Genomic DNA, 21,991 nt, shown 5'->3' on the forward strand with positions numbered 1-21,991 from the left:
TCGACTTTGCGAGGGAAGCGAAGCAACCCAGGGCGACATAGCACCGCCCTGGGTTGCTTCGCTTCGCTCGCAATGACGATGCTGGTTTGGTGTCGGGTCATCCCGCTTCGAGACGCGGCTGCGACTGCCGCATCATTGAAACGGGGGACTACTGGTGCGATCGAACAAGACGTGGACGGCATGCGCGTGCGTGCTGGCTCTGCTGGTGACTTCATGTGGTGGCGGCGGAAGCGGCGGAAGCGGGGGCAGTTCCACCCCGACGCCGACGCCGACCCCTGCCCCCACTTCGACACCCACGCCGGTGGCCGGATGCTCGCTGCGCGAACGGCAGGACTGGGCGGAAGCACAGCTGCGCGAATGGTATCTCTTTCCCGAGACGCTGCCCGCGAACTCCAATCCCGCAGCCTATACCACGCTTGACGACTACATCGATTCGCTGACCGCCAATGCCCGAGCCCAGAACTGGGACCGGTTCTTCACCTATCGCACCTCGATCGCCGAAGAGAACGCCTATTACGAGCAGGGCTCCTCGGCCGGGCTCGGCGTCCGCCTCGGCGTCAACTCCGCCGCTCGCCGCCTGTTCGTGATCGAGGCGTTCGAAACCGGGCCGGGCGCGACCGCGGGTATGCGGCGCGGGACCGAGATCCTTGCTGTCGGCACCAGTTCGGGCAACCTGCAGACCGTGCAATCGCTCTGGGCGACGGGCGGCGTCAATGCCGTCGCCGATGCGCTCGGCCCGGACGAGGCGGGCGTCACCCGCGTGCTCCAGATCAGCGACGCAAACGGCACCCGCAACGTCACCGTCGCCAAGCGCGACTTTGAACTGCAGCCGGTTTCCAGTGCCTACGGCTACAAGATCATCGACCAGGGCGGGCGCAAGGTCGGTTACCTGAACCTGCGCACGTTCATCTCGACCGCCGAGCCGCAGCTGCGCACCGCCTTCGCCGCCTTCCGTGCCGCAGGCGTGACGCAGCTGGTGGTGGACCTGCGCTATAACGGCGGCGGGCTGCTTGCCGTGGCCGACCTGATGGGCAACCTGATGGGCGCGAACCGCGCTGCATCGGATGTCTTCTCCCGCACCGTCTTCCGTCCAGAAAAGTCGGCGGAGAACTCCACGGCCTATTTCACCGCGCAGCCGGAATCCGTGGCGCAGACGAAGATCGCCTTCATCACCTCGGGTGGCACCGCCTCGGCCAGCGAGCTGGTCATCAACAGCTTCCTGCCCTACCTCAACGCCGATGTCGCGCTGATCGGCGCGAATACCTACGGCAAGCCGGTGGGTCAGATCGCGATCGACCGCCCCTCGTGCGACGACCGCCTGCGCATCGTGGCGATCAAGGTCCAGAACAGCGCGGGCGAAGGTGACTACTTCAACGGGCTGGCCGATCGGATGAAGAGCACCTGCACCAGCAATGACGACATCAGCTACGACATGGGTGACCCGCGCGAGGATTCGACCCGCGTGGCGCTGGGCTTCCTGTCGGGACAGAGCTGCACGCCCATGGCCGGCCAGAGCATGTCACGCATGGCGGTGACGGCCGACACCTCCGAAAAGCGGGACATCCTCGCCCCGGCGCGGCCCAGCACTCCGCAACGCGAGGTGCCAGGTCTGTTCTAAGGCGTAACCTCTTCCTTTGCCCGGTTGCGGCCGGGCGGGGACTCCTCGACCCTGTGGCAGCCGGTCAACGGCGCCACGGGAAAGAGGAGAGGCCATGAAGCGCGCATTGTTCCAGCAGGCCTGGTTCGTGAACAGCATCGACGAGGCCGCGCAGAAGTGGTCCGACGCCTTCGGCGCCGGGCCGTTCTGCATGGTCCGCCACCACCACTGCGACGAGTTCACCTATCGGGGCACCACCGAGGAAGCGGATGTTTCCTACGCCTTCGGCTATCTCGGCGACACGATGATCCAGTTCATCGAGCAGCACGACGACAAGCCCTCGATCTACCGCGACATGTTCGCGAAAGGCGAGGAAGGCTTTCACCACATCGCCTACCTCGTTTCCGATTTCGCGGGCGAGCGGCAGCGCTGGATCGACATGGGCTATCCGCTGGCCACGGAGCTATGGGCGGACGAGGTCAACGCGGCCTACTTCGATACCCGCGCGCTGAACGGCGGGTTCACCGAGATTCATGGCGACCCGCCGCACATCATGGGCCTCTTCGCGCACTGGAAGCGGCTCCACGATGCGCGCACGGCTCAGACCCCGGCGGCCTACGAGATGGAAGATCTCGCCTTCTACCAACGCGCGCCGTTGCTGGAGACCGCCTGACCCTCAGGGCTGCGGGGCGAGAACCGGCTCGCCCGCACGCGAGGGGACCGGGAAGACCGGTGTGCCATCGGCGCTCCACTCCATCGCCTGCACGCGCGGCGAGCGGGCTTCGGTGCACTTGCGGTCGGCGCCGTCGTTGGCATGGTAGACGATCCACGTCCTGCGCCCGCCATCGGTCGTGAAGAAGCCGTTGTGCCCGGTCGCGTAGACGTCGTTCTGCGGCGCCTTGGCCAGCACCGGGCGCGGCGACTTGGTCCAGCTTGCCGGATTCAGCGGATTGCTGCCCGGCTTCGCATGAAGCAGTCCCAGCGCATAGTCGTCCGACCAGCAGGCACTGGCGGAATAGGAGAGGAACAGGTCGCCCTTCGGCCCGGCAAGGAATTCCGGCCCTTCGAGGATCTGGCGCCCGCCCTGTCGCTCGAACGCGAGGTCGGGCCGCGCGATCACGGTTTCGCCGGGGCCGAGGGTCCACGGGTTCGTCATCGGCGCAATGGCGAGCACGCTGTCCGGGCCGTCGTAGGCCGAGTAGACGAACCAGCGCTTGCCGCCATGCTCGAACACGGTGCCGTCGAGCCCGGTCATCGCCGTGTTGACGCGGCCCCGGTCGATCCATTCACCCCTGAGGGGGTCGGCGCTGGCGTTCTCCAGCACGAAGACGCCGCGATGCGCATCGTCGTTATGCCCGTCCTGCGCGGCGGTGTAATATACGTACCACTTGCCGTCGATGCGGTGGAGTTCGGGCGCCCAGATGCCTTCCGCGTTCGCCCCCTTGGCGGGCGGCGTCCAGATCGTGTGCTCGGGCGCCTCGGCCAGCCTGGCGAGGTCGCCGGTCTGGCGGATGGCGATGCGGTCGCCCTTGGTGCCGAGGAAGTAGAAGGTCTTGCCGTGGTGGACGATCCACGGGTCCGGACCGCTCGCCAGCAACGGGTTCGCCAAAGTCCCTGTCAGCGTCGGCGGCGCAGCCTGCGGCGTGGCACAGCCCGCCAGCAGCGCCGCGAGCGTCAGGGATGCGAGCGTGCGGATCACGCGCGCCCCTCCATCTCCGCCCATGCCTGCGCGAAGGCCTTGGCGTTTCCGGCGATCTCGGCGGTGCTCATGCCCACCTTGTAGAGCGCCGAGCCAAGCCCGAAGCCATCCGCACCCGCCTTGCGCCACGGTTCCATGTTGGTCGGCGAAATGCCGCCGACCGCCAGCAAGGGCACGTCCTTCGGCAGCACCGCGCGCTGGGCCTTGACCACGGCGGGGCTCGCCGCCTCGGCGGGGAACAGCTTGAGGCCGCTGGCACCCGCAGCAAGGGCCGCGAACGCCTCGCTCGGCGTGAAGTAGCCCGGCAGCGAGACGAGACCCCGCCGCGCGCTTTCGGCGATCACGGCAAGGTCGGTGTTGGGCGAGACGATCATGGCGCCGCCCGCATCCTGCACCTCGGCAACCTGCCCGACCGTCAGCACGGTGCCCGCGCCGACGATGGCGTGGTCGCCCACCCGCCGCGCCAGCTTCTCGATGGTGACGAGCGGATCGGGCGAGTTGAGCGGCACTTCGATCAGGCGGAAGCCCGCCTCGACCAGAACGTCGGCGGCCGCCTCGATCTCGTCGGAGCGGATGCCGCGCAGGATCGCGACGAGGGGAAGCTGGGCAAGCGCGGTGGCAAGGTCGATCATGATTTCCTATCCCAGATACGGGTGATACCGGCGACGAAGGAGGCGTGGCTGTCGACGACGACCGCCTCTCCCCCGGCGATGGAGATGGCGGCCGAGTAGAGCCGCGCGAGCAGCCCGTCGGCGAGCAGGTGGACGGTCTGGCCCGACTCGATGCGGGCACGGCAGTCGGTGCCGAGCAGCAGGCCGCTCACATAGGCCGCCGCCGCGCCGGGAGCGCGCGCGCCGAGTACCGAAGCCGCGCGCACGCCGAACAACGCGGCGAGCAGGTCACCGTCGGCGCTGGCCTCGACGCCCTTCCGGAATTCCTCGTCAGCGTCGACTTCGCCGGTCATTTCGCTGCCGATGAGCGAGTGGGCCTTGAGCATGGCGAACATCTCGCCGGTCATGGCGGTGGTGAAGTCGGCCAGCGCGCCGCCGCGCATGACCGCCCATTTCGCATGGGTGCCCGGCTGGCACAGCAGCGCGTCGGCAGGCGCGAGCCCTGCGGCAACGGCTCCGAGAAGCTGCACTTCCTCACCGCGCATCACGTCCTGACGGCCATTCCTGTCGCGGCAGACGCCGGGAACGATGGCGACGCCATCGACGGGGGAAACCAGCTTGTCGGCAAGCTCCCCGATACCGGCAGGCGCGGCGACGTAGCCCGCGTCATGCCAACCCCGGTTGGAGCCCACCATCCCCGCCAGCAGCATCGGCAAGCCGCCGTGCCGCTCGCGCAGGGCCGCGACGGCGGCCGGGAATCCGCCCACCGGAACCGAGAGGATGCCCTGCTCGTCGCGCTCGGTGGCGACGACCTTGCCCCCCTCGATGACGTAGGCGCGGCGGTTGGTCGTGCCCCAATCGACGGCGATGAAAGGCCCGCTCACCAGAACACCGCGTAAAGCACGCAAAGCACCAGAACCACTGCAATCGCTCCTGCATTGAACCCCGTGGACGTCGCATAACGCACGTCTCCCGTCGAGATCGTATCCTTGTCGGGCCGCGCCGGGGTGGCCAGCGAGACGACTACCGCCAGCGCCAGTGCCGCGAGGAAGACCAGGCCCATGCGATCCATGAACGGAATACCCGGCGCCATGACCTTGAAGCCCCACGATAGCGCCACCGATGCAATCGCGGCAGTGATCGCGCCCGGCTCGTTGGCGCGGCGCCAGAACAGGCCGAGGAGGAAGATCACGGTGATCCCCGGGGTGAAGAAGCCGGTGAATTCCTGGATGAACTGGAACGCCTGCTCGCTCGATCCGACGAGCGGCCTGGCGGTCAGGATGGCGATGACGATGGCCACCGCCGCCGCGATCCGGCCGACGAGGACAAGCTTGCGTTCGTCCGCCTGGCCGCCGTCGGACTTGCGGAACTTGGCCCAGACGTCGAGCGTGAAGATCGTCGCGATCGAGTTGATCTTGGACGCGGTGGAGGCGATGATCGCCGCCACCAGCGCCGCGAAGACGAGGCCCAGCAGACCCGGCGGCAGCAGGCGCATCATCGTCGGGTAGGCCTCGTCAGGCTTGGCGAGGTCAGGCGCGAGGATGACCGCGGCGATGCCCGGCAGCACGATGATGATCGGCATGATCAGCTTGAGGAAAGAGGCGAAGAGCATACCCTTCTGCGCCTCGTCGATCGACTTGGCGGCCAGCGCGCGCTGGATGATGTACTGGTTGAAGCCCCAGTACGACAGGTTCGCGATCCACATGCCGCCGATCAGCACCGAAAGGCCCGGCAGATCGACGTAATGCGGGTTGGTGGGCTCGAGGATCATCTCGAAATGATCGGGCGCGCGCTCCATCAGCGTGGAGAAGCCCGCAACGATACCTTGTCCCGCGCCGATCTCGCCCAGCGTCAAGACCGCGATGATGAGCCCGCCCATCACCAGCAGCGTGACCTGCACGATGTCGGTCAGTGCCACCGCCTTGAGCCCGCCGCGCAACTGATACAGCAGCGCGAAGACGCCGAGACCGATCAGCGCCACGTCCTGATCGACGCCCGCCACCTTGGTCACCGCGACCGAACCGAGCCAGATGATGCTCGTCAGGTTCACGAAGACGTAAAGCACCAGCCAGAACACCGCCATCAGCGAACGGATGCCGGGGCCGTAGCGCCGTTCCAGGAACTGCGGCATCGTGTAGATCTCGTTGCGCAGGAAGATCGGCAGGAAGAACTTCCCGACGATCAGCAGCGTCGCCGCCGCCATCCATTCGTAGGAGGCGATGGCAAGGCCGATCGCATAGCCCGACCCGGACATGCCGACGATCTGCTCGGCCGAGATGTTCGCCGCGATCAGCGAGGCGCCGATGGCCCACCACGGCAGGTTCTTCGAGGCGAGGAAGTAGTCGGTCGAGTTCTTCGGCCCAGCCCCCGCCTTGTCGCGGCTGACCCATTGCGCAAGGCCGAATATGCCGATCGCGTAGATCACGACCACGGTGATGTCGATCGTCGCCAGTCCCATCTCGTCTCCCCTGTCCTGCTTGCGCCTTGCGCTCATCCGATGGGCGCGCCGCAGCGGCATCGACCCGAATCGCCAGGATGCGGGCCTGTTCATGGGGACACGCATAGGAGCACGTATTTATAATATCAATCTTGACAATGCAGGCCGCAGGCGGTCTGATCCGCCGCAGCAAAAATCATGGGAGAAGGAACTTGGTTCGGGGCAGATCGCGCCTTGTGCGCACGATGGCGCTTGCCGCAACGGCGGCGGCATTCAGTTTTTCTGGTGTTCCAGCAGACGCACAGGGCCAATCAGGGCAGGCGCAGCCTGTGCAGGGCGAGGTCGTGCCGGGCGCTCCGGAGACGCCTTACGTCGCGCCGGACAAGGCCTATCTCTTCGCGCACATGACCAGGGAGCGCTACGGCGTGCTCTATTATTCGGTCAGCCGCGACGGGCTGCACTGGCACCAGATCAATGGCGGCAAGCCGGTTTCCGAGGATTACCACGGCCACGCCTCGATCGCGCGCGGGGCTGACGGGCGCTACTACCTCGTCGGCAACAAGAGCGATGACGATCCCTATATCCGCTTCTGGGTCTCGGACGATCTGGTCACATGGAAGCCATACGGCACCTACAAGCCGGACCTCTCGAACATCCCCGGCCTGCCGCATGCGATGCAGCGGATCGGCGCGCCCAAGCTGTTCTTCGACAAGTCTTCGGGCAAGTTCATGCTGACCTGGCACACCGCCACCGTCCCCGGCGTGCCCGAAGACCCGGAGCGCTACTGGGCCAGCCAGCGCACGCTCTATGTCCTCTCACCCGATCTCAAGCGCTTCGACAAAGCGCCGCGCCGTCTGTTCGACTGGGACATGGCAACGATCGACACCTTCATCCAGCCCGAGGCCGACGGCAGCGGTTACTGCGCGGTCATCAAGGACGAGCGCTATCCCAGCTACAACTGGACGACCGGCAAGACCGTCCGCATCTCCTGCGCCAAGGACCTGCTCGGTCCCTACCCGCAGCCCGGCCCGCCGATCAGCCCCAACTTCCGCGAGGCGCCCACCGTCATCCGCGCGCCGAACGGCGAGGACTGGCTGATGTACTATGAACAGTACGCCGGCACGAGCTACGGCCTGTCGAAAGCGCCGCGCCTGTCGGGGCCGTGGTTCCAGGTCTCGGGCAACTCGGGCGTACCGGAGTGGAACCGCTACGAAATGCCCGCGGGCCTGCGCCACGGATCGATGATCGAGATCAGCAAGGCGCAGTACGACGCTCTGGTACAGGCATTCCCGAACCGCTGACGATCAGCCGCCGGTGCTGAAGAACTCGACGATCGCGCCCTCGGGCGAGCGCACCGCGAACTGCGTGACGCTTCCGTAAGGCGCGATCTCGATCGCTGAGGGCTCGGCGTAGAGCACTCCGCCCCGGCCTGCGATCGCGGCGGCATAGGCGCGGGCGTCCTCCACCTCGAAGCGCAGGCACAGGATGCCGGCGTTGGGCGCGGCGCAGTCCGCGTCGCAGCGGCGGCCATGCATCGCGGCATTGTGGATCAGTTCCACGCCGCCCACCGACGGCCCGGGCGGGTTGAAGATCACCACCCGGCGCTCCGCCCCGACTGCGGCGGGCAGCGGCAGGCCGAGCACGTCGGCGCCCGGTTCGGCCACGCCCTCGACCACGAAATCGAGATCCTTGTGCCAGCCGAGCACGTCCACGTAGAAGGCGATGGCGCCTTCGATGTCCGCCACCATCTGCGTCGAATTGAACACGGGCGAGAGCCTGCCCGAAGGATCGAGGCCCGGCACTTCAGGCGAATAGCGCTGGATCACCGCGAGGTTGAGACCGTCCGGCCCGATCGCCACGACCTGCCGGACCGAGAAGTGCGCCTCGCTGTAATCCACCGGCTCTCCGAAAGCCGTCCAGCCATGACGCTGCAGCCCGCGATAGACCGCATCGACGTCGGCCGAGAACATATCGACGTCGAAAATGCCCCCGGTGTCCCAGGTTCGCTGGCTGGAGCGCATGACCTTCTGGTCTGCCCCGTGAAACCGTACCAGCCTCAGAGCGCCGCGACCGTTCACCGTATCACGCGGCACGAACAGCGCCTGCTCGATCCGGGTGCATTCGGCGGGAACGTGCCAGGCCGCGAACTGCGCGGCCGGGGCATCGGGCAGGTCTACGCGGTCGTAGCCGCACACTTGCGTCAAGGGCGCCGCGAGGCGTTCGATGTCGAACGTGCTGACGACGGCTTCCTGAATGGGCTGGATGATCATCGGTTGCGAGGATGATCGCGGGCCACCGCCCTTGTCCCGCGACGATCGGGCGAGTGATCGACTGGCGAAGAAGCCTCAGCGCTTGGCCGCAACCTCGGGAATGTCGCTGGCGACCATCTCGCTGCGGTCACGGGCGATCGACCAGAGGCGGCGGCGCGCCCTGGGGTCCCAATCGATCGCCTGCCCCGGCGTTGCGATGGCGAACGTCTCCACCAGTTCAAGGCGCGAACCCGCTTCCGGCAGGCGCAGCGCGTAGAGTTCGGGCCGGTCGTGGCCGGTAGCATAGATCAGCCCGTCCGCGCCCCAGCTGAGGCCGGAGCAGCTCTTGGGAGCCATGCGCGCGAGGACTTCCTCCGGGAAGGCCCAGGTCTGCTCGATGCGGAACTGCTCGTCCATCCGCGCGAGCACGGTATAGCGATAGTCGCGGCCCGGCTCGCCACCCTTGCCTTCGTAGTTCGCGAAGACCGCCCACCACTTGCCCGCGTGCCGGTCGATGACGGTCAGCGATCCCGGACCGAAGCCGAGGCTGACGGTGCCGGAATGGCGCAGCGGGCGGGTGTCGAAGATTTCGACGGCGCTGGTCTGGGGCACTGCGGGGTAGTTCGACGCCGCGCAGTAGAGCTTCGTCCCGACCATCGTGCAGCTGTTCATGTGCGGGAACAGCCGGCGCTCCCCCTGCCACTGGTCGACCTTCTCGCCATTGGAGAGGCGGTATTTGCCGATCCGGTCGTTGTCGATCGCATAGACGTATTCGCCATCCGACGCCGCGCCCTGATGCGCCTCCGGCGCCGCCATCCGAAGGGCCACGGGCGCGGTCGCCTTCGGCCCTTCCGGCAGGGTATCCGCAAGCGAGGCCGTGGAAGCGAGGAGGAGAAGGACAGGCAGTAGTCGGACCATGGATGCGCCCCCGAAGATGGATCGGCGAAGCGCTTACGACTGTCATGCTACGCTACCATGTCGGAACGGGCCGCCAGGAAATTGCATGCGATGGCGCATCTTTCCTGTTGCCCGATCCCTCCCGGACAAGGCAGGAGGAGTGCAACCTTTTCGCAATTGCACACGGAACCCCCAGTTTGGCCGTCAGTCCCGCCCGCAAGCGTCCCGAACGCGCCCCCACTCGCACCCCCGGCGGCGCCCCGAAAGGCAAGGCGAGCGAAGGCACTCCCACCCGCCAGTCACTAAAGAGCGCGCAAACCCGGGGACGCCTGATCGAAGCGACGATCCAGTGCCTCGTGAAAGTGGGCTATTCCGGCACCACGACGCCCCTCGTCGCGGTCGAGGCCGGGCTGTCGCGCGGGGCGATGCTGCATCATTTCGAGAACAGCGCCACGCTGATCCGCGCCACCATCGTCGAACTGCACGAGAGACGACTGCGCGCTTTCCGCCGCTCCTCGGAAATCACCGAGCACGAACCGGCGACGATGGTGACCGCCTATTGGAAGCAGGTCCAGAGGCCCGCCTTCGTCGCCTTTCACGAGTTGGCGATGGCGGCGCGCACCGATGCCGACCTCGCCCAGATTATGCGTCCGCTCCAGGTCGAGTACCGCGAACGCTTCAATTCCGAAGCGATTGCCCTCTTTCCCGAATGGCAGTCCGCGCCCGAGCAGTTCGCACAGGCCATGGCCCTGTCCCAGACGCTTATCGAGGGCATGGCAACGGGCGTCATGACCGGCGCGCTCGACGAAGCGATGGTGCCCGCGCTGCTCAAGATGCTGGAAGACAAGATCCACACCCTGCGGCCGAAGGGCTGATCAGGCCGGACCGCGGTCTCCCTCGGCGGAGAAGTACGTCGGCGTGCGGGCATAATAGTCCGCGCCCAGCCGACAATCGACCAGGCCGGCGTCGACCGCAAGCACCTGCCCGGTCACGTTGAGGCCATCCTCGCTGGCGAGATAGGCGAAGGCCCCTGCGATCTCGTCCGCCTCGACCACGCGGCGCAGGGGATTGCGCGCCTCTGCCGCCTTTCGCATCGCCTCCGCATCGCCATAGGCAAGTTCGGTCATGCGGGTCGGCACGTTGCCGGGTGCCACCGCATTGACCCGGATGCCGTCGGCCGCCAGTTCCGCCGCGACGGAGCGTGTCAGCCCGACCACCGCATGCTTGGCCGCCGTATAGGCATGAGGCCCCAAGGGCGCGAGACCGGCCGCGCTCGAAGTCGAGAGGATCACCCCGCTTCCTGACGGCCGCATCACCCGCGCGGCGTGCTTCATGCCGTAGAACACACTGTCGAGCAGCACCGCCATGGTATCGCGCCATCCGGCCGTGTCGATATCCTCTACCCTGCCCACGGCGCCGAGTTGCCCGGCATTGTTGATCATGCAGTCGAGCCGTCCGTGCCGTGCCGTCGCCTGATCGACGAGTGCCGCGACGTCCTCCTCGCGCGTGACGTCGCAGGAGGCGAAGGCAGCTCCCAGTTCCTCCGCCAGTGCCTTGCCCGCAGCCTCCCTGATATCCCCCAGCACCAGAACGGCACCTTCGCGCGCGAACCGACGCGCGGTCGCTTCGCCAAGTCCGCTTGCCGCGCCGGTAATCACGGTGACCTTGCCTTCGAGGCGCATCGTCTCTCTCCACATTTGATTCATTTGTGATTGTTTTATGATAACAATGTGAAGATCAGCAAGCTCGATCTGCAATCACGTCCATAACCATTACAATCAGAATTTCCGGCAGGTTTTCATGTCATATAATTGATAATATGTGACTCATGTCATCGAAAAAACATGCCGCCAGCCCTCCGTGCGAGGAAACAAATATGCAGTCTTGACTGCTTGTTTTTATCGCCCGACAAGAACGCCGGTCGCAACGACGGCAGCGAGAGGGACATGAGCAGGTTCTACGGCGAAGCCATGCAGGCGGGCTATCTGGTCGAGGCGCTGGAGCCGGCGATCACATACTGGACGGACACTCTGGGCATAGGCCCGTTCTTCGTCATGCCCCCGCCCGAATTCGTGTGGCTGCGCCACGGCGGCGAGGAGGCACAGGACACCGCGATCATCTCGCAGGTCGCCCTTGCCCACAGCGGCGCGATGCAGATCGAGCTTATCGTCCCCGGCCCCGCGCCATCGACCTATCGCGATTTCCTGGCGGAAGGTCAGCGCGGCTTGCACCATATCGGCATGGCGAGCGAGGACTTCGATGCCCAGCGACAGGCGGCGCTCGATGCCGGGCTGACGGTCGCCACTGAAGGCGCCTCGCAGCGCACCCGTTTCGCCTACATGCAGCCGCCTGCCGGAGCGCCCGGGCCGATCATCGAACTCATCGACATGGTCCCGGTCATGCGCGACATTCACGGGCGAGTGAAAGCCGCCGCGCAAGGTTGGGACGGCCGCGATCCCATCCGCCACCTCTGACTTTCCGGGAGACCTGCAATGACACCACGCCCGCTTGGCCGCACCGGCCTCGCCGCCGCACCGCTGATGCTCGGCGGCAACGTCTTCGGCTGGACCGCGGGTCGTGAGGAAGGCTTTGCCATCCTCGACGCCTTCGTCGATGCGGGCGGCGCGCTGATCGACACCGCGGACGTCTATTCCGCCTGGGTTCCGGGCAATGCCGGCGGAGAGTCCGAGACGCTGATCGGCGAGTGGCTGCGCCAAAGCGGAAAACGCGATGCAGTGCTGATCGCCACCAAGGTCGGGCTCCTCCCCGGTACGGGCGGCAAGGGCCTTTCCGCCTCGCGCATCGTCGGGGCGGTCGAGGAATCGCTGCAGCGCCTCGGCACCGACCGGATAGACATCTACTTCGCCCATCGCGACGATGCCGAAACGCCGCTGGAGGAATCCCTCGAAGCCTTCGACGGACTGGTGAAGGCCGGAAAGGTGCGTGTACTCGGCGCCTCCAACTATGAGCCCGACCGGCTCGATGCGGCACTGGCGATCAGCGACGCGAACGGCTGGCATCGTTTCGCGGTGATCGAACCGCGCTACAACCTGCTCGAGCGCGATACCTACGAAGGCCCGCTGCAGGCCATCACCTTGCGCGAAGGGCTTGGCGTCGTGCCCTTCTATGCGCTTGCCAATGGCCTGCTGACCGGCAAGTACCGCAGCGTCGACGACATCGCCGGCCACCCCCGCGAAGTCTATCTGCGCCCGACCTTCGAGCGCCCCGAAGTGCCGCGCCTGATCGCCGCCATGGAACAGGTGTCGCGCGAAACCGGCGGCTCGATGGTCGCCGTCGCGATCGCATGGATGCTTGCCCAGCCGGGGGTTAGCGCCCCGATCGCCAGCGTCTCGCGGCCCGGGCAACTCGCGGATCTCGTCGCGGGCACGACGCTCCGGCTGGACCCGGCACACCTGTCCGTGCTGGACAAGGCCATCGCGTGAACCTGCGCCGGTCGCCCTGGTTCGCCCTCTTCGCTCTCACCACGACCTTCAGCGTCGGCTTCATCGACCGGCAGGTGCTGAACCTGCTGGTGCAGCCGATCAAAGCGGACTTCGGCCTGAGCGACCTTGAGATCAGCGTGCTGCAGGGTGCGGCATTCTCGATCGCCTACTTGCTGATGAGCCCTGTGTTCGGACGCTGGGTCGATACCTCCGGGCGGCGGCGCATCCTGCTCGGCTGCGTGGCGGTGTGGAGCCTGTTCACCGCCGCCTGCGGCTTTGCCCGCAGTTTCACCGCACTCTTCGCCGCGCGCTCCGGAGTCGGCGCCGCCGAGGCCGGGTTGACCCCGTCCTCATGGTCGCTGCTCAGCGACCTGTTCGACGAAAGGCGCCTCGCCCGCGCGCTGAGCATCTACAACATGGGGCCGTACATCGGCAGCGGCATGGCCCTGCTGTTGGGCGGGCTGGTCATGGACTGGGCCGCCGCGACCGACTTTGGCGGCGTGCCCGTCCTGGCGGCGATGGCACCCTGGCAGGTGACATTCCTGCTCGTGAGCACGCTCGGCCTCGTGTGCATCGCGCTGGTCGTCACCATGCGCGAGCCGCCCCGCGGGCTCTCCGATCGCGACCACGTCGAAGCTCCGCCACCCCTGCCGCTGGGAGCGACGCTGTCGGTGCTGTGGAGCAACCGTGGCTTCTACGGGTGGTTCTATGTCGGCATGGCGCTGGCGATCATCCCGATCTACGCCTTCCCCGCCTGGCTTCCGACGGTCGCCATCCGGCAATACGGTGTGACGATCGGACAAGTCGGCATGACTTACGGGCTGGTCACGCTGGTCGGCGGATCGCTTGGCGTGCTTGCCGGACCAAGCTTCGGGAATTGGCTGCGAAGCGCGGGCTATGGCGATGCCGACATGCGCCTCGGCGTGATCAGCGCCGTTGCCGTGCTCGCCTGCTGCGTGGCGCTGATGCTGCGCAGCGGGTACGAGATGGTGCTCGCCATCGGAGGCATCATCAGCTTCTGCTATTCGATCCCCACCGCCATGGCCGCGACCGCCCTGCAGGTGGTCACGCCCAACCGGATGCGCGGGCTCGCGACGTCGCTCTATATCGTGCTGGTGACGCTGATGGGCCTTGGCATCGCGCCGGTGAGCGTCGCGTTCCTGACCGACAAGGTCTTTCGCGACGAACTGCGCGTCGGGGATTCGCTCGGCATCGTCTGCTCCGTCGCGGCGCTGCTCAGCTGCGCAAGCCTGTGGCTGAGCCTCAAGGCCTATCGCCGACTGCTGGCCGAGCCGATCAGGCTTTCCTGAACCGGCCTACCCTCTGCCCAGTTACAAAAAGCCGGTGCGTGATTGGAGGATCGCGCACCGGCCAGGAGAGGATGGGTGTCCTGCAGACCGGGAGGACAACCGGGCAATTGCTGCCTGTCAGTAGTGGTAGGTGACCTGCACCTGCACCGTGCGCGGGATATTGGCGTAGCCGCGCTGGTCGCCGAGGCGCCCCGCCGCAGTGCCCGTTCCCGAACCTGTGCCCGGCGAATCCAGAGCCCCGGAGATGACGAACTGGTTGGTCAGGTTCTTGCCGATGACCGCCAGGTCCCAGCCCGCCTTGGAGCTGAGCGTGACCGATGCGTCGAGGTTTACGTACTTGGGCTGGGTCGCGATCGGGTTGGCGAAAGGAGAGGCGTTGTAGCGGCTCGAATAGCGGGCGTCCGCGGATAGCGTCAGTGACAGATCGGGGCTCAGGTCGGCCTCGTAGCTGGTGCCGAGCGCGGCCGTCCAGCGCGGCGCGTTCGCCGTAGGCTTGCCGCTCAGGTCCTGCACGTAAAGGCCGCCGTAGGGACTGGTGGCGGTGGTGTTGCAGCCCTGCGCAGGGGTCTGGCCGGTAACGCACGGAGCGATAAAATCGACGTAGCGCGCCTTGTTGTAGTTCAGTGCGCCGCGCATGGTCAGGCCCGGCACCGCGTGCGGCGCCCACTCGGTCGAGATCTCCACGCCCTTGGTACGTGCCGAGCCCGCATTGGTGGTGATGTAGCGGAACGTCTGCGCCTCGAAGAAGTCCACCTGCAGGTTAGTGTATTCATACGTATAGAGCGCCACGTCGAAGCGCAGCTGGTTGTTGAGCAGCGTGGTCTTCACCCCGCCCTCGAAGCCTTTTGCCTTCTCCGGCTCGAAGTCGAGGTCGGCGGGGATCGAGGCCAGCGTATAGGAGCTTTCGTTCGAGAAGCCGCCCGACTTGTACCCCGTCTTGAAACCGGCGTAGATGTTGACGTTGGGTGCCGGCTTGTACGAAGCGGTGACTTCCGGGCTCCAGTTGGTGAACTTCTGCTTCGTGTAGATCGGGTCGTTGACCTTGTAGATCTGCCCGGGGCGGATGAACGGATGTACGAAGAAGCTGTCCTTCGTCTCATGCGTGTAGCGCATGCCGGCGGTCAGTTCGATCTCGGGAACGACCTTCCAGACGACCTGCCCGAACGGTGATACCGTTTCGCCCTTGGTCCAGGAATCCTTGCCGAAGGCCACGTACTGCATGTCCGCAGGCGCGGTGCTGACGCGGGCATTGCCGGAATAGACGTACTGGTCGGCATCCAGGCGGGTTTTCTGGTACAGTACGCCGAACATCAGGTTGATCGGGCTGTCGAAGGTGGTCTGGGCGCGGACTTCCTCGGAGAACGCCTTCCAGAGCTCGCGCGAACCGACGTAGATCTGCGTGGTGCGCTGCTGATAGTCGCTGTCGGTCAGCCAGCGGTTGTTCTGGTACTGATAGTTGGTGGCCGACGTCAGGGTGACGTTGTCCAGTTCGTACTGCAGGTTGTTGGTCGCCTGGAACGAGCGGTACTTCGTATACAGTTCACCGTCGTCACGCGCGAAGGGGAAGTCCTTCGCCACCTCGGTCGGCATCTGGTTGTGATAGAACTTCCAGTCGCGCTTGCACTTCACGTCGGGCTGGAGCGTGCTGTAGCCGTTGGCGCAGGAGAACACGATGTTGTTCCAAGCGCCGTCGTTTGTCGTGTTGTAGCTGCCCGACGCCTTGAAGGTGTTGGTCAAGCGGTCCGTCGGCTCCCACTTCAGGGTGACGCGGCCGACGTATTCCTCTTCCTTGGGCGAATTGCGGTCAGCGGCAGGGGCAGTCAGGGTCTGGACCGGACCGCCGGCACTGTCGGTGACGTTGAAGGTCACGGGCGTCGCGTAATTCTTCGAATAGCCGCCGTACATCTTTGATGCGCGCAGGGCCACGCGGATGCCCAGAGTGTCGGTCAGCGGTGCTGAGACCATCTGTTCGATGTAGGGCCGTTTGGCCCGGAACTCGTAGCCGACACGGGTCGATGCCTCGAAGCTGGAGCCGGGGTCGGCGGTGGTGATCGAGATCACGCCCGCCGTGGCGTTCTTGCCGAAGAACAGCGCCTGCGGGCCTTTCAACACCTCGATCCGGGCCAGGTCGAAGAAGCCTTCGTTGAGGATGCGGCCGTTGCCGTAATAGATGCCGTCGACGATGACGGCGGTAGAGGATTCAATGCCCAGCGCGCTTGCCGGGGTGCCGATGCCGCGCAGCGAGATCTGCGCGCCCGAACCCGTCGTCGCGCGGCCTACCGTCAGGTTCGGCGTGGTCGCGGCGATGCGCTCGATGTTGGAAATGTCCTGCCGGGCGATCTGCGCGGGCGAATAGGCGGTCACCGCGACGGGAATGTCCTGCAACGATTCCGAACGCTTGCGCGCGGTGACGACGATTTCCTCAAGGCCGCCTGCCGCTGCCTGAGGGGCAGCATCCTGGCCCATCGCCGGACTGGCGAGCCCGATCGTGGAGGCCGACGCCATCAGCCCGGCGAGCAGGCAGGCGCGATGAAAGTTCGGTAGGTCCTTCATTCTCTTCTCCCCGTTCATCTCTTCGCTGCGAAGGATGACTTATTTAGAAAATCGAAGGCATGACCGCAGCCCCCGGCCTTGCCGAAGTGCGCAGTGGAGCCAGTCTTCATCCCGTTCCCTGGAACACCCGGCGATTCGTCGCCGCGGTGATCCAACCTCTTTTCTGCCCGGCTTTATGCGCAGGATGATCCGTCGTGACAATAAAAAAGTCGATCATGATTGCTTTTTTATGATGCGTGAGAGCCTGCAACCCAGCCAAACCTGCGGGTTTCAGCGACAGGCCGCGTTCAAAGTGCGGCCCGATAGCAACAATTGAGCTAGACTTATTATCCTTCGCTCGCCATGTTTCGGGTCATCGGCCGCGAGCGTGACCGCCTTCGTGCGGAGGCGCTGCGGCCCAACGACAATCATGGATGGAGAGGCGCCCGATGCCGGTCATGGCTGAGAGGATTTCCGTTGTGTCGCCCGTCGCGGGAGTGAAGCGGCGATGAGTGAGGCTTTCGATTACGACGTCATCGTCATCGGCACCGGGGCGGCGGGGCTCAGCGCCGCAGCGCTTGCAGCAGAAAGCGGTGCCAGTGTCCTGATGGTCGAGGCCGCCGATCGCACCGGCGGGTCGAGCGCCTTGTCCGGCGGCGTGTTCTACGCGGCGGGCACTTCGCTCCAGCGCGAGGCCGGGCTGGAGGACGACACGGCCGAGGCAATGTTCCACTATTACATGACGCTCAACCAGTACAAGCTGGAGCCCGCGCTCGTGCGCACGCTTTGCGAACGCTCGGCCGAGGCGTTCGAGTGGCTGCGCGGGCTGGGCATCGGCTTCACGGTGGACAACCTCTATGCCTCGGGCGTCGACAAGGTCCGGCGCGGCCACCGTGCCACCGACGGCGGCGCGGGCATCGTCGAGGGCCTCGAAGGCTTCCTGTCCGGCAGGAACATCGACACCGTCCTCGATACCCGCGTTGAGACCCTGCTGGTCGAGAACGGCCGGGTCTGCGGCATCGTCGCCGACGGCGCGCCGGTGCGCAGCGCCGCGACGGTGATCGCCACCGGCGGCTTCGGCGCCAATCCCGAACTGCTGGCGCAACTCTATCCCGATGCCTCGCGTTACGGCGACCTCCACTGGTATATCGGCGCCCCTACCTGCCGGGGCGATGGCCTCGGCCTTGCCGCGCAAGTGGAGGGGCAGTTGAGCAAGGCCAATCGCGGCCTGCTCCTGATCACTCCGGGCTTCGTCAAGGACCTCGAAAGCTACCTCCCCGGCTGGCTGATGATGGTGAACCGCGACGGGCGCCGGTTCATCGACGAAACGATCGAATATTCGGTCCTCGCCGCCGTCCTCGACGAACAGCCGGGACGGGACTGCTTCGCGGTGTTCGACGAGGCATCGCGCCTCGCCTCGAAGACCACCAAATACCGCCCTGCCCCCAACTGGACGGCGGATCGACTGCTGGACCACGTGGAGGCCGGAACGCTGATCAGCGCGCCGACGCTGGAGGACCTTGCCGGGAAACTCGGCGTGCCCGCCGCCCGTCTTGCGACTACGGCAGAGCGCTACAATTCGCTGGTACAGATAGGGAACGACGAGGACTACTTCAAGCCCTCGGCGATGCTGCGGCCGGTCGCGCAAGGGCCGTTCTACGCCGCGCATATCCGCCCGGCCGTGATCTGCTGGACGGGCACCGGCATCCGTATCGACACCGAAGCCCGCGTGCTCGGCGCCGACGATCGCCCGGTGCCGGGCCTCTACGCCGCCGGGGAGACGACCGGCGGCATGTTCGGCCAATGCTACGCGGCGGGCGGCGCCTCGATCGGCAACGCGGTCGTCTTCGGCCGCATCGCCGGAGCCAACGCCGCGAAAGAGAAGGTGAACGCATGACCATGGGAGACAGGACCATCGACGTCCTCATCGCCGGGACCGGCGCGGCGGGCCTCACCGCCGCCGTCACCGCGCGGCGCGCCGGGCTGGAGGTGCTGGTGGTGGAGAAGGAAGCCGTCTTCGGCGGCACCACCGCGACCTCCGGCGGCGTGCTGTGGGTGCCCGGCAACCACCACTCCCCCGCCATGCAGCGCGCCACCGGCCAGAGCGACGACATCGAGAGCGCCCGCGCCTATCTGGTCGAGGAAACCGGCAACTACATCGAGCCCGACCGGGTCGAGGCCTATCTCGACACCGCGCCGCGCATGGTGCGCTTTCTGGAAGAAAACAGCCATGTCCGGTTCTACGGCATGGACTATCCCGACTATCATTCGGAAAGCGACCATAGCTCCATCGTCCGCTCGATCGGCACCGTCGATTACGAGGCGCGCGAACTCGGGCCGCACCTGAAGAACCTCAAGCAGCAGTTGCCGCAGACGCTGTTCCTCGGTTTCGCCGTGGGTTCGGGCGTGGAGATGATCCAGTTCATGAAGGCGGGCCGCTCGGTGAAGGCGCTGGGCTTCGTCGCGAAGAAACTGGCGAGGCACTTCGCCGACGTGCTGCGCTATGGCGAGGGACAGCAGGTGGTGCGCGGACGGGCACTGGTGGCGCGGCTGGCGCGGACGCTGTTCGACCTCGACGTGCCGATCTGGCTCTCCTCCCCCGTCGCCGGGCTGATCCGCGCCGACGGGCGCGTCACCGGGGCCGAGATCGATACCCCGCAGGGCCGCGTACGGATCACCGCGCGCCGAGGCGTCGTCCTCGCCTGCGGAGGCTATCCCAACGACCCGGAGCGCCGCGCCGCCACCTTCCCGGCACCTGCGAACAACCGCGAGCAGCGCAACCCGACCAACCCCGGCAACACCGGCGACGGCATCCGCCTGGCCGAGAGCGTCGGCGGCGTCTTCAACGGCAACGTCGCCCATGCGGCGCCGTGGATGCCGGTCTCGGTCCTGCCCGGATCGACGGACTTCACCGGCGTCTGGCCGCACCTGATCGACCGGCAGAAGCCCGGCTTCATCGCCGTGCGCCCCGACGGCCGCCGCTTCGGCGACGAGTCCAGCGCCTACCACGACCTCGTCCCCCAGATGACCCGCGCCAGCGAGGGCGACGCCAGCGCATGGTGCTGGCTGATCGGTGACGCGGCGGCGGTGAAGAAATGGGGCATCGGCATGGTCCGCCCCTTCCCCATTCCCCATGGCGAGCACTTGCGCAGCGGTTACCTCAAGCGCGCCGCGACGCTGCAGGAACTCGCCGCCCAGTGCGGCATCGACGCCGCCGCGCTGGAACGCACGGTCGCGAGCTTCAACGCCAATGCCGAGGCCGGAGTGGACCCCGAGTTCGGACGCGGCGGGCGGGTCTACGACGTCTATCAGGGCGACCCGGAGCACCGGCCCAACACCTGCCTCGGCCCGCTGACCAAGGGGCCGTACTACGCCATCCGCATGGAGGCCGGGATCATCGGCACGTTCGCGGGGCTCAAGACCGACCGCCACGCCCGCGTCCTCGACGGCGAGGGTGCGCCGGTGCAGGGCCTCTACGCAGTGGGCAACGATCAGGCCAACGTCTTCGCCGGGGCCTATCCGGGCGCGGGCGCGACGATCGGGCCGGCCATGACTTTCGCCTATATCGCGGGCAGACACCTTGCGGGGCAGGCGGCGTAAATGGAGGAGTTCGACTTCATCGTCAGCGGCGCGGGCTCGGCGGGCTGCGTCGTCGCGGCGCGGCTCAGCGAGAACGGGCGTTACTCGGTGCTGCTGCTGGAGGCCGGGCCGGAGGACAAGGCGTTCTGGATCAGGCCGCCGATGGGCTACCCGATGCTGTTCGCCGATCCCAAGGTCAACTGGATGTTCGAGAGCGAGCCCGAGGCCGAACTCGGTGGCCGCCGCATGTACCAGCCGCGCGGCAAGGTGCTGGGCGGGACCAGCTCGATCAACGGCATGCTCTACATTCGCGGCAATGCGCGCGACTACGACGACTGGCGCCAGCGCGGCTGCGAGGGCTGGAGCTTCGCCGACGTCCTGCCCTACTTCCGCAAGGCCGAGGACCAGCAGCGCGGCCCCAACGCCTATCACGGCGTCGGCGGACCGCTGACGGTGTCCGACCAGCCCGGCCGCTCCGAGATCGCCGTCGCCATCGTCGAGGCGGCGCAGGAGGCGGGCATTCCCTACAACCCGGACTTCAACGGCGCGGAGCAGGAAGGCGCCGGTTTCTTCCAGACGACCACCCGCAACAACCGGCGCTGGAATACCTCGCAGGCGTACCTCACCCCGGCGCGGGGGCGGGCCAACCTGAAGATCGAGACCGGCGCCCATGCTACCCGGGTGCTCGTCGAAGGGGGCCGCGCCACCGGGATCGAGTACCGCACCAAAGCGGGCCTGGTCACCGCGAAGGCGCGGCGCGAGGTGGTGGTCTGCGGCGGCGCCTTCGGGTCGCCGCAGCTTCTGCAGCTTTCCGGCATCGGCCCCGCCGCGCACTTGCGCGAAAGCGGCATCGCGCCGGTGCTCGACCTGCCGGGCGTCGGCGCCAACCTGATGGACCATTTCTACATCTCGCTGATGTTCCGCTGCACCCGGCCGATCACCATCAACGAACTGGCCAACAGCCCCTTGCGCAAGCTGAAGGCGGGGATCGACTACGTCCTGTTCAACAAGGGGCCGCTCGCCAGCAACGGCATCTATGCGGGCATCTTCACCCGCACCGACGAGCGGCAGGACCGGCCCAACCTGCAGGTCAACACCAACATCTGGACCGTCCAGAGCCGCACGGCGGCGGGCATGAAGGCCCACCCCTTCCCCGGCTTCACGATGAGCCCGGTCCACCTCAACCCGCGCGCCAGCGGCACGGTGCGACTGCGCGGGCCGGACCCGTTGGCCGACCCGGTGATCCGCCAGAACTTCCTGACTGATCGCATCGACGTGGACGCAATGATCGCGGCGGTGAAGGTGGTGCGCGGCGTCGCCGCCCAGCCCGCGCTCGCGCCCTACAATGCGGGCGAGATCTCGCCCGGCGCCGATGCCCGCAGCGACGCGGAGATCGAGGCTTACGTGCGCGCCGCCGCCATCGCCAACCTGCATCCGGTCGGCTCGTGCCGGATGGGTGTCGGCGCCGACGCGGTGGTCGATCCGCGCCTGCGCGTCCACGGCATCGCGGGCCTGCGCGTCGCCGACGCCTCGATCATGCCGAGCCTGCCATCCGGCAACACCAACGCCCCCTCGATCATGATCGGCGAAAAGTGCGCCGACATGATCCTGCAGGACGCCCGATAAAAGAGGAGAGA

18 protein-coding genes are annotated in these 21,991 nt (G+C 66.6%); 10 read left to right on the top strand and 8 right to left on the bottom strand.

Features of this window, described 5'->3' with window-relative positions; all coding sequences use genetic code 11:
• Positions 1–151 precede the first annotated feature (151 nt).
• Positions 152–1,618: a S41 family peptidase gene (locus tag ACODRZ_RS17250; protein WP_488969396.1), complete on the top strand. Its 1,467-nt coding sequence runs from the start codon at positions 152–154 to the stop codon at positions 1,616–1,618.
• 94 nt (positions 1,619–1,712) lie between these two features.
• Complete coding sequence (locus ACODRZ_RS17255) at positions 1,713–2,270, top strand: VOC family protein (RefSeq protein ID WP_488969223.1); 558 nt, start codon at positions 1,713–1,715, stop codon at positions 2,268–2,270.
• A 3-nt stretch (positions 2,271–2,273) separates the two neighbouring features.
• Here ACODRZ_RS17255 and ACODRZ_RS17260 read toward each other — a convergent pair whose 3' ends face one another.
• Genes ACODRZ_RS17260 through ACODRZ_RS17275 form a run of 4 tightly spaced genes read right to left on the bottom strand, consistent with a single transcriptional unit; the run spans position 2,274 to position 6,365 of the window.
• The gene (locus ACODRZ_RS17260; protein ID WP_488969224.1) at positions 2,274–3,296 is read right to left on the bottom strand and encodes a glycoside hydrolase family 43 protein; all 1,023 of its coding nucleotides are present in this window, start codon (positions 3,294–3,296) and stop codon (positions 2,274–2,276) included.
• Positions 3,293–3,928: a 2-dehydro-3-deoxy-6-phosphogalactonate aldolase gene (locus tag ACODRZ_RS17265; protein WP_488969225.1), complete on the bottom strand. Its 636-nt coding sequence runs from the start codon at positions 3,926–3,928 to the stop codon at positions 3,293–3,295. The genes ACODRZ_RS17260 and ACODRZ_RS17265 overlap by 4 nt, the downstream gene beginning before the upstream one ends.
• Positions 3,925–4,791 carry a 2-dehydro-3-deoxygalactonokinase gene (locus tag ACODRZ_RS17270; RefSeq protein WP_488969226.1) on the bottom strand — a complete coding sequence of 289 codons (867 nt, stop codon included), beginning with the start codon at positions 4,789–4,791 and terminating at the stop codon, positions 3,925–3,927. Before ACODRZ_RS17270 ends, ACODRZ_RS17265 begins: the two co-directional genes overlap by 4 nt.
• The gene (locus ACODRZ_RS17275; RefSeq protein WP_488969397.1) at positions 4,788–6,365 is read right to left on the bottom strand and encodes a sodium/sugar symporter; all 1,578 of its coding nucleotides are present in this window, start codon (positions 6,363–6,365) and stop codon (positions 4,788–4,790) included. The genes ACODRZ_RS17270 and ACODRZ_RS17275 overlap by 4 nt, the downstream gene beginning before the upstream one ends.
• A gap of 224 nt (positions 6,366–6,589) precedes the next feature.
• Here ACODRZ_RS17275 and ACODRZ_RS17280 point away from each other — a divergent pair, with 224 nt between their 5' ends.
• Positions 6,590–7,645, top strand: a complete 1,056-nt coding sequence (locus ACODRZ_RS17280) for a family 43 glycosylhydrolase (RefSeq protein ID WP_488969398.1) — start codon at positions 6,590–6,592, stop codon at positions 7,643–7,645.
• 3 nt (positions 7,646–7,648) lie between these two features.
• On the opposite strand, the gene ACODRZ_RS17285 is transcribed toward ACODRZ_RS17280, so the two are convergent.
• Positions 7,649–8,614 carry a VOC family protein gene (locus tag ACODRZ_RS17285; RefSeq protein WP_488969227.1) on the bottom strand — a complete coding sequence of 322 codons (966 nt, stop codon included), beginning with the start codon at positions 8,612–8,614 and terminating at the stop codon, positions 7,649–7,651.
• Positions 8,615–8,689: 75 nt separating this feature from the next.
• On the bottom strand, positions 8,690–9,511 hold the full coding sequence (locus ACODRZ_RS17290) for a YncE family protein (protein WP_488969228.1): 822 nt from the start codon (positions 9,509–9,511) through the stop codon (positions 8,690–8,692).
• A 176-nt stretch (positions 9,512–9,687) separates the two neighbouring features.
• On the opposite strand from ACODRZ_RS17290, the gene ACODRZ_RS17295 reads away from it, so the two are divergent.
• Positions 9,688–10,365 (top strand): TetR/AcrR family transcriptional regulator, encoded by a 678-nt coding sequence (locus tag ACODRZ_RS17295; protein ID WP_488969229.1) that lies wholly within the window; start codon positions 9,688–9,690, stop codon positions 10,363–10,365.
• On the opposite strand, the gene ACODRZ_RS17300 is transcribed toward ACODRZ_RS17295, so the two are convergent.
• The gene (locus ACODRZ_RS17300; protein WP_488969230.1) at positions 10,366–11,172 is read right to left on the bottom strand and encodes an SDR family oxidoreductase; all 807 of its coding nucleotides are present in this window, start codon (positions 11,170–11,172) and stop codon (positions 10,366–10,368) included.
• A gap of 264 nt (positions 11,173–11,436) precedes the next feature.
• On the opposite strand from ACODRZ_RS17300, the gene ACODRZ_RS17305 reads away from it, so the two are divergent.
• Genes ACODRZ_RS17305 through ACODRZ_RS17315 form a run of 3 tightly spaced genes read left to right on the top strand, consistent with a single transcriptional unit; the run spans position 11,437 to position 14,243 of the window.
• Positions 11,437–11,964, top strand: a complete 528-nt coding sequence (locus tag ACODRZ_RS17305) for a VOC family protein (RefSeq protein ID WP_488969231.1) — start codon at positions 11,437–11,439, stop codon at positions 11,962–11,964.
• An 18-nt stretch (positions 11,965–11,982) separates the two neighbouring features.
• The gene (locus tag ACODRZ_RS17310; protein ID WP_488969232.1) at positions 11,983–12,933 is read left to right on the top strand and encodes an aldo/keto reductase; all 951 of its coding nucleotides are present in this window, start codon (positions 11,983–11,985) and stop codon (positions 12,931–12,933) included.
• Positions 12,930–14,243: a spinster family MFS transporter gene (locus ACODRZ_RS17315; RefSeq protein WP_488969233.1), complete on the top strand. Its 1,314-nt coding sequence runs from the start codon at positions 12,930–12,932 to the stop codon at positions 14,241–14,243. Before ACODRZ_RS17310 ends, ACODRZ_RS17315 begins: the two co-directional genes overlap by 4 nt.
• A gap of 117 nt (positions 14,244–14,360) precedes the next feature.
• On the opposite strand, the gene ACODRZ_RS17320 is transcribed toward ACODRZ_RS17315, so the two are convergent.
• The gene (locus tag ACODRZ_RS17320; RefSeq protein WP_488969234.1) at positions 14,361–16,796 is read right to left on the bottom strand and encodes a TonB-dependent receptor; all 2,436 of its coding nucleotides are present in this window, start codon (positions 16,794–16,796) and stop codon (positions 14,361–14,363) included.
• A 487-nt stretch (positions 16,797–17,283) separates the two neighbouring features.
• Between ACODRZ_RS17320 and ACODRZ_RS17325 the strand changes: the two genes are divergently transcribed.
• The 3 genes from ACODRZ_RS17325 to ACODRZ_RS17335 are packed head-to-tail and all read left to right on the top strand — an operon-like array spanning position 17,284 to position 21,980.
• Positions 17,284–18,672: an FAD-dependent oxidoreductase gene (locus tag ACODRZ_RS17325; RefSeq protein ID WP_488969235.1), complete on the top strand. Its 1,389-nt coding sequence runs from the start codon at positions 17,284–17,286 to the stop codon at positions 18,670–18,672.
• The gene (locus ACODRZ_RS17330) at positions 18,669–20,375 is read left to right on the top strand and encodes an FAD-dependent oxidoreductase (protein ID WP_488969236.1); all 1,707 of its coding nucleotides are present in this window, start codon (positions 18,669–18,671) and stop codon (positions 20,373–20,375) included. Before ACODRZ_RS17325 ends, ACODRZ_RS17330 begins: the two co-directional genes overlap by 4 nt.
• Complete coding sequence (locus tag ACODRZ_RS17335) at positions 20,376–21,980, top strand: GMC family oxidoreductase (protein ID WP_488969237.1); 1,605 nt, start codon at positions 20,376–20,378, stop codon at positions 21,978–21,980.
• Positions 21,981–21,991 lie beyond the last annotated feature (11 nt).

It is taken from the genome of Novosphingobium sp. FG90 (assembly GCF_057808725.1).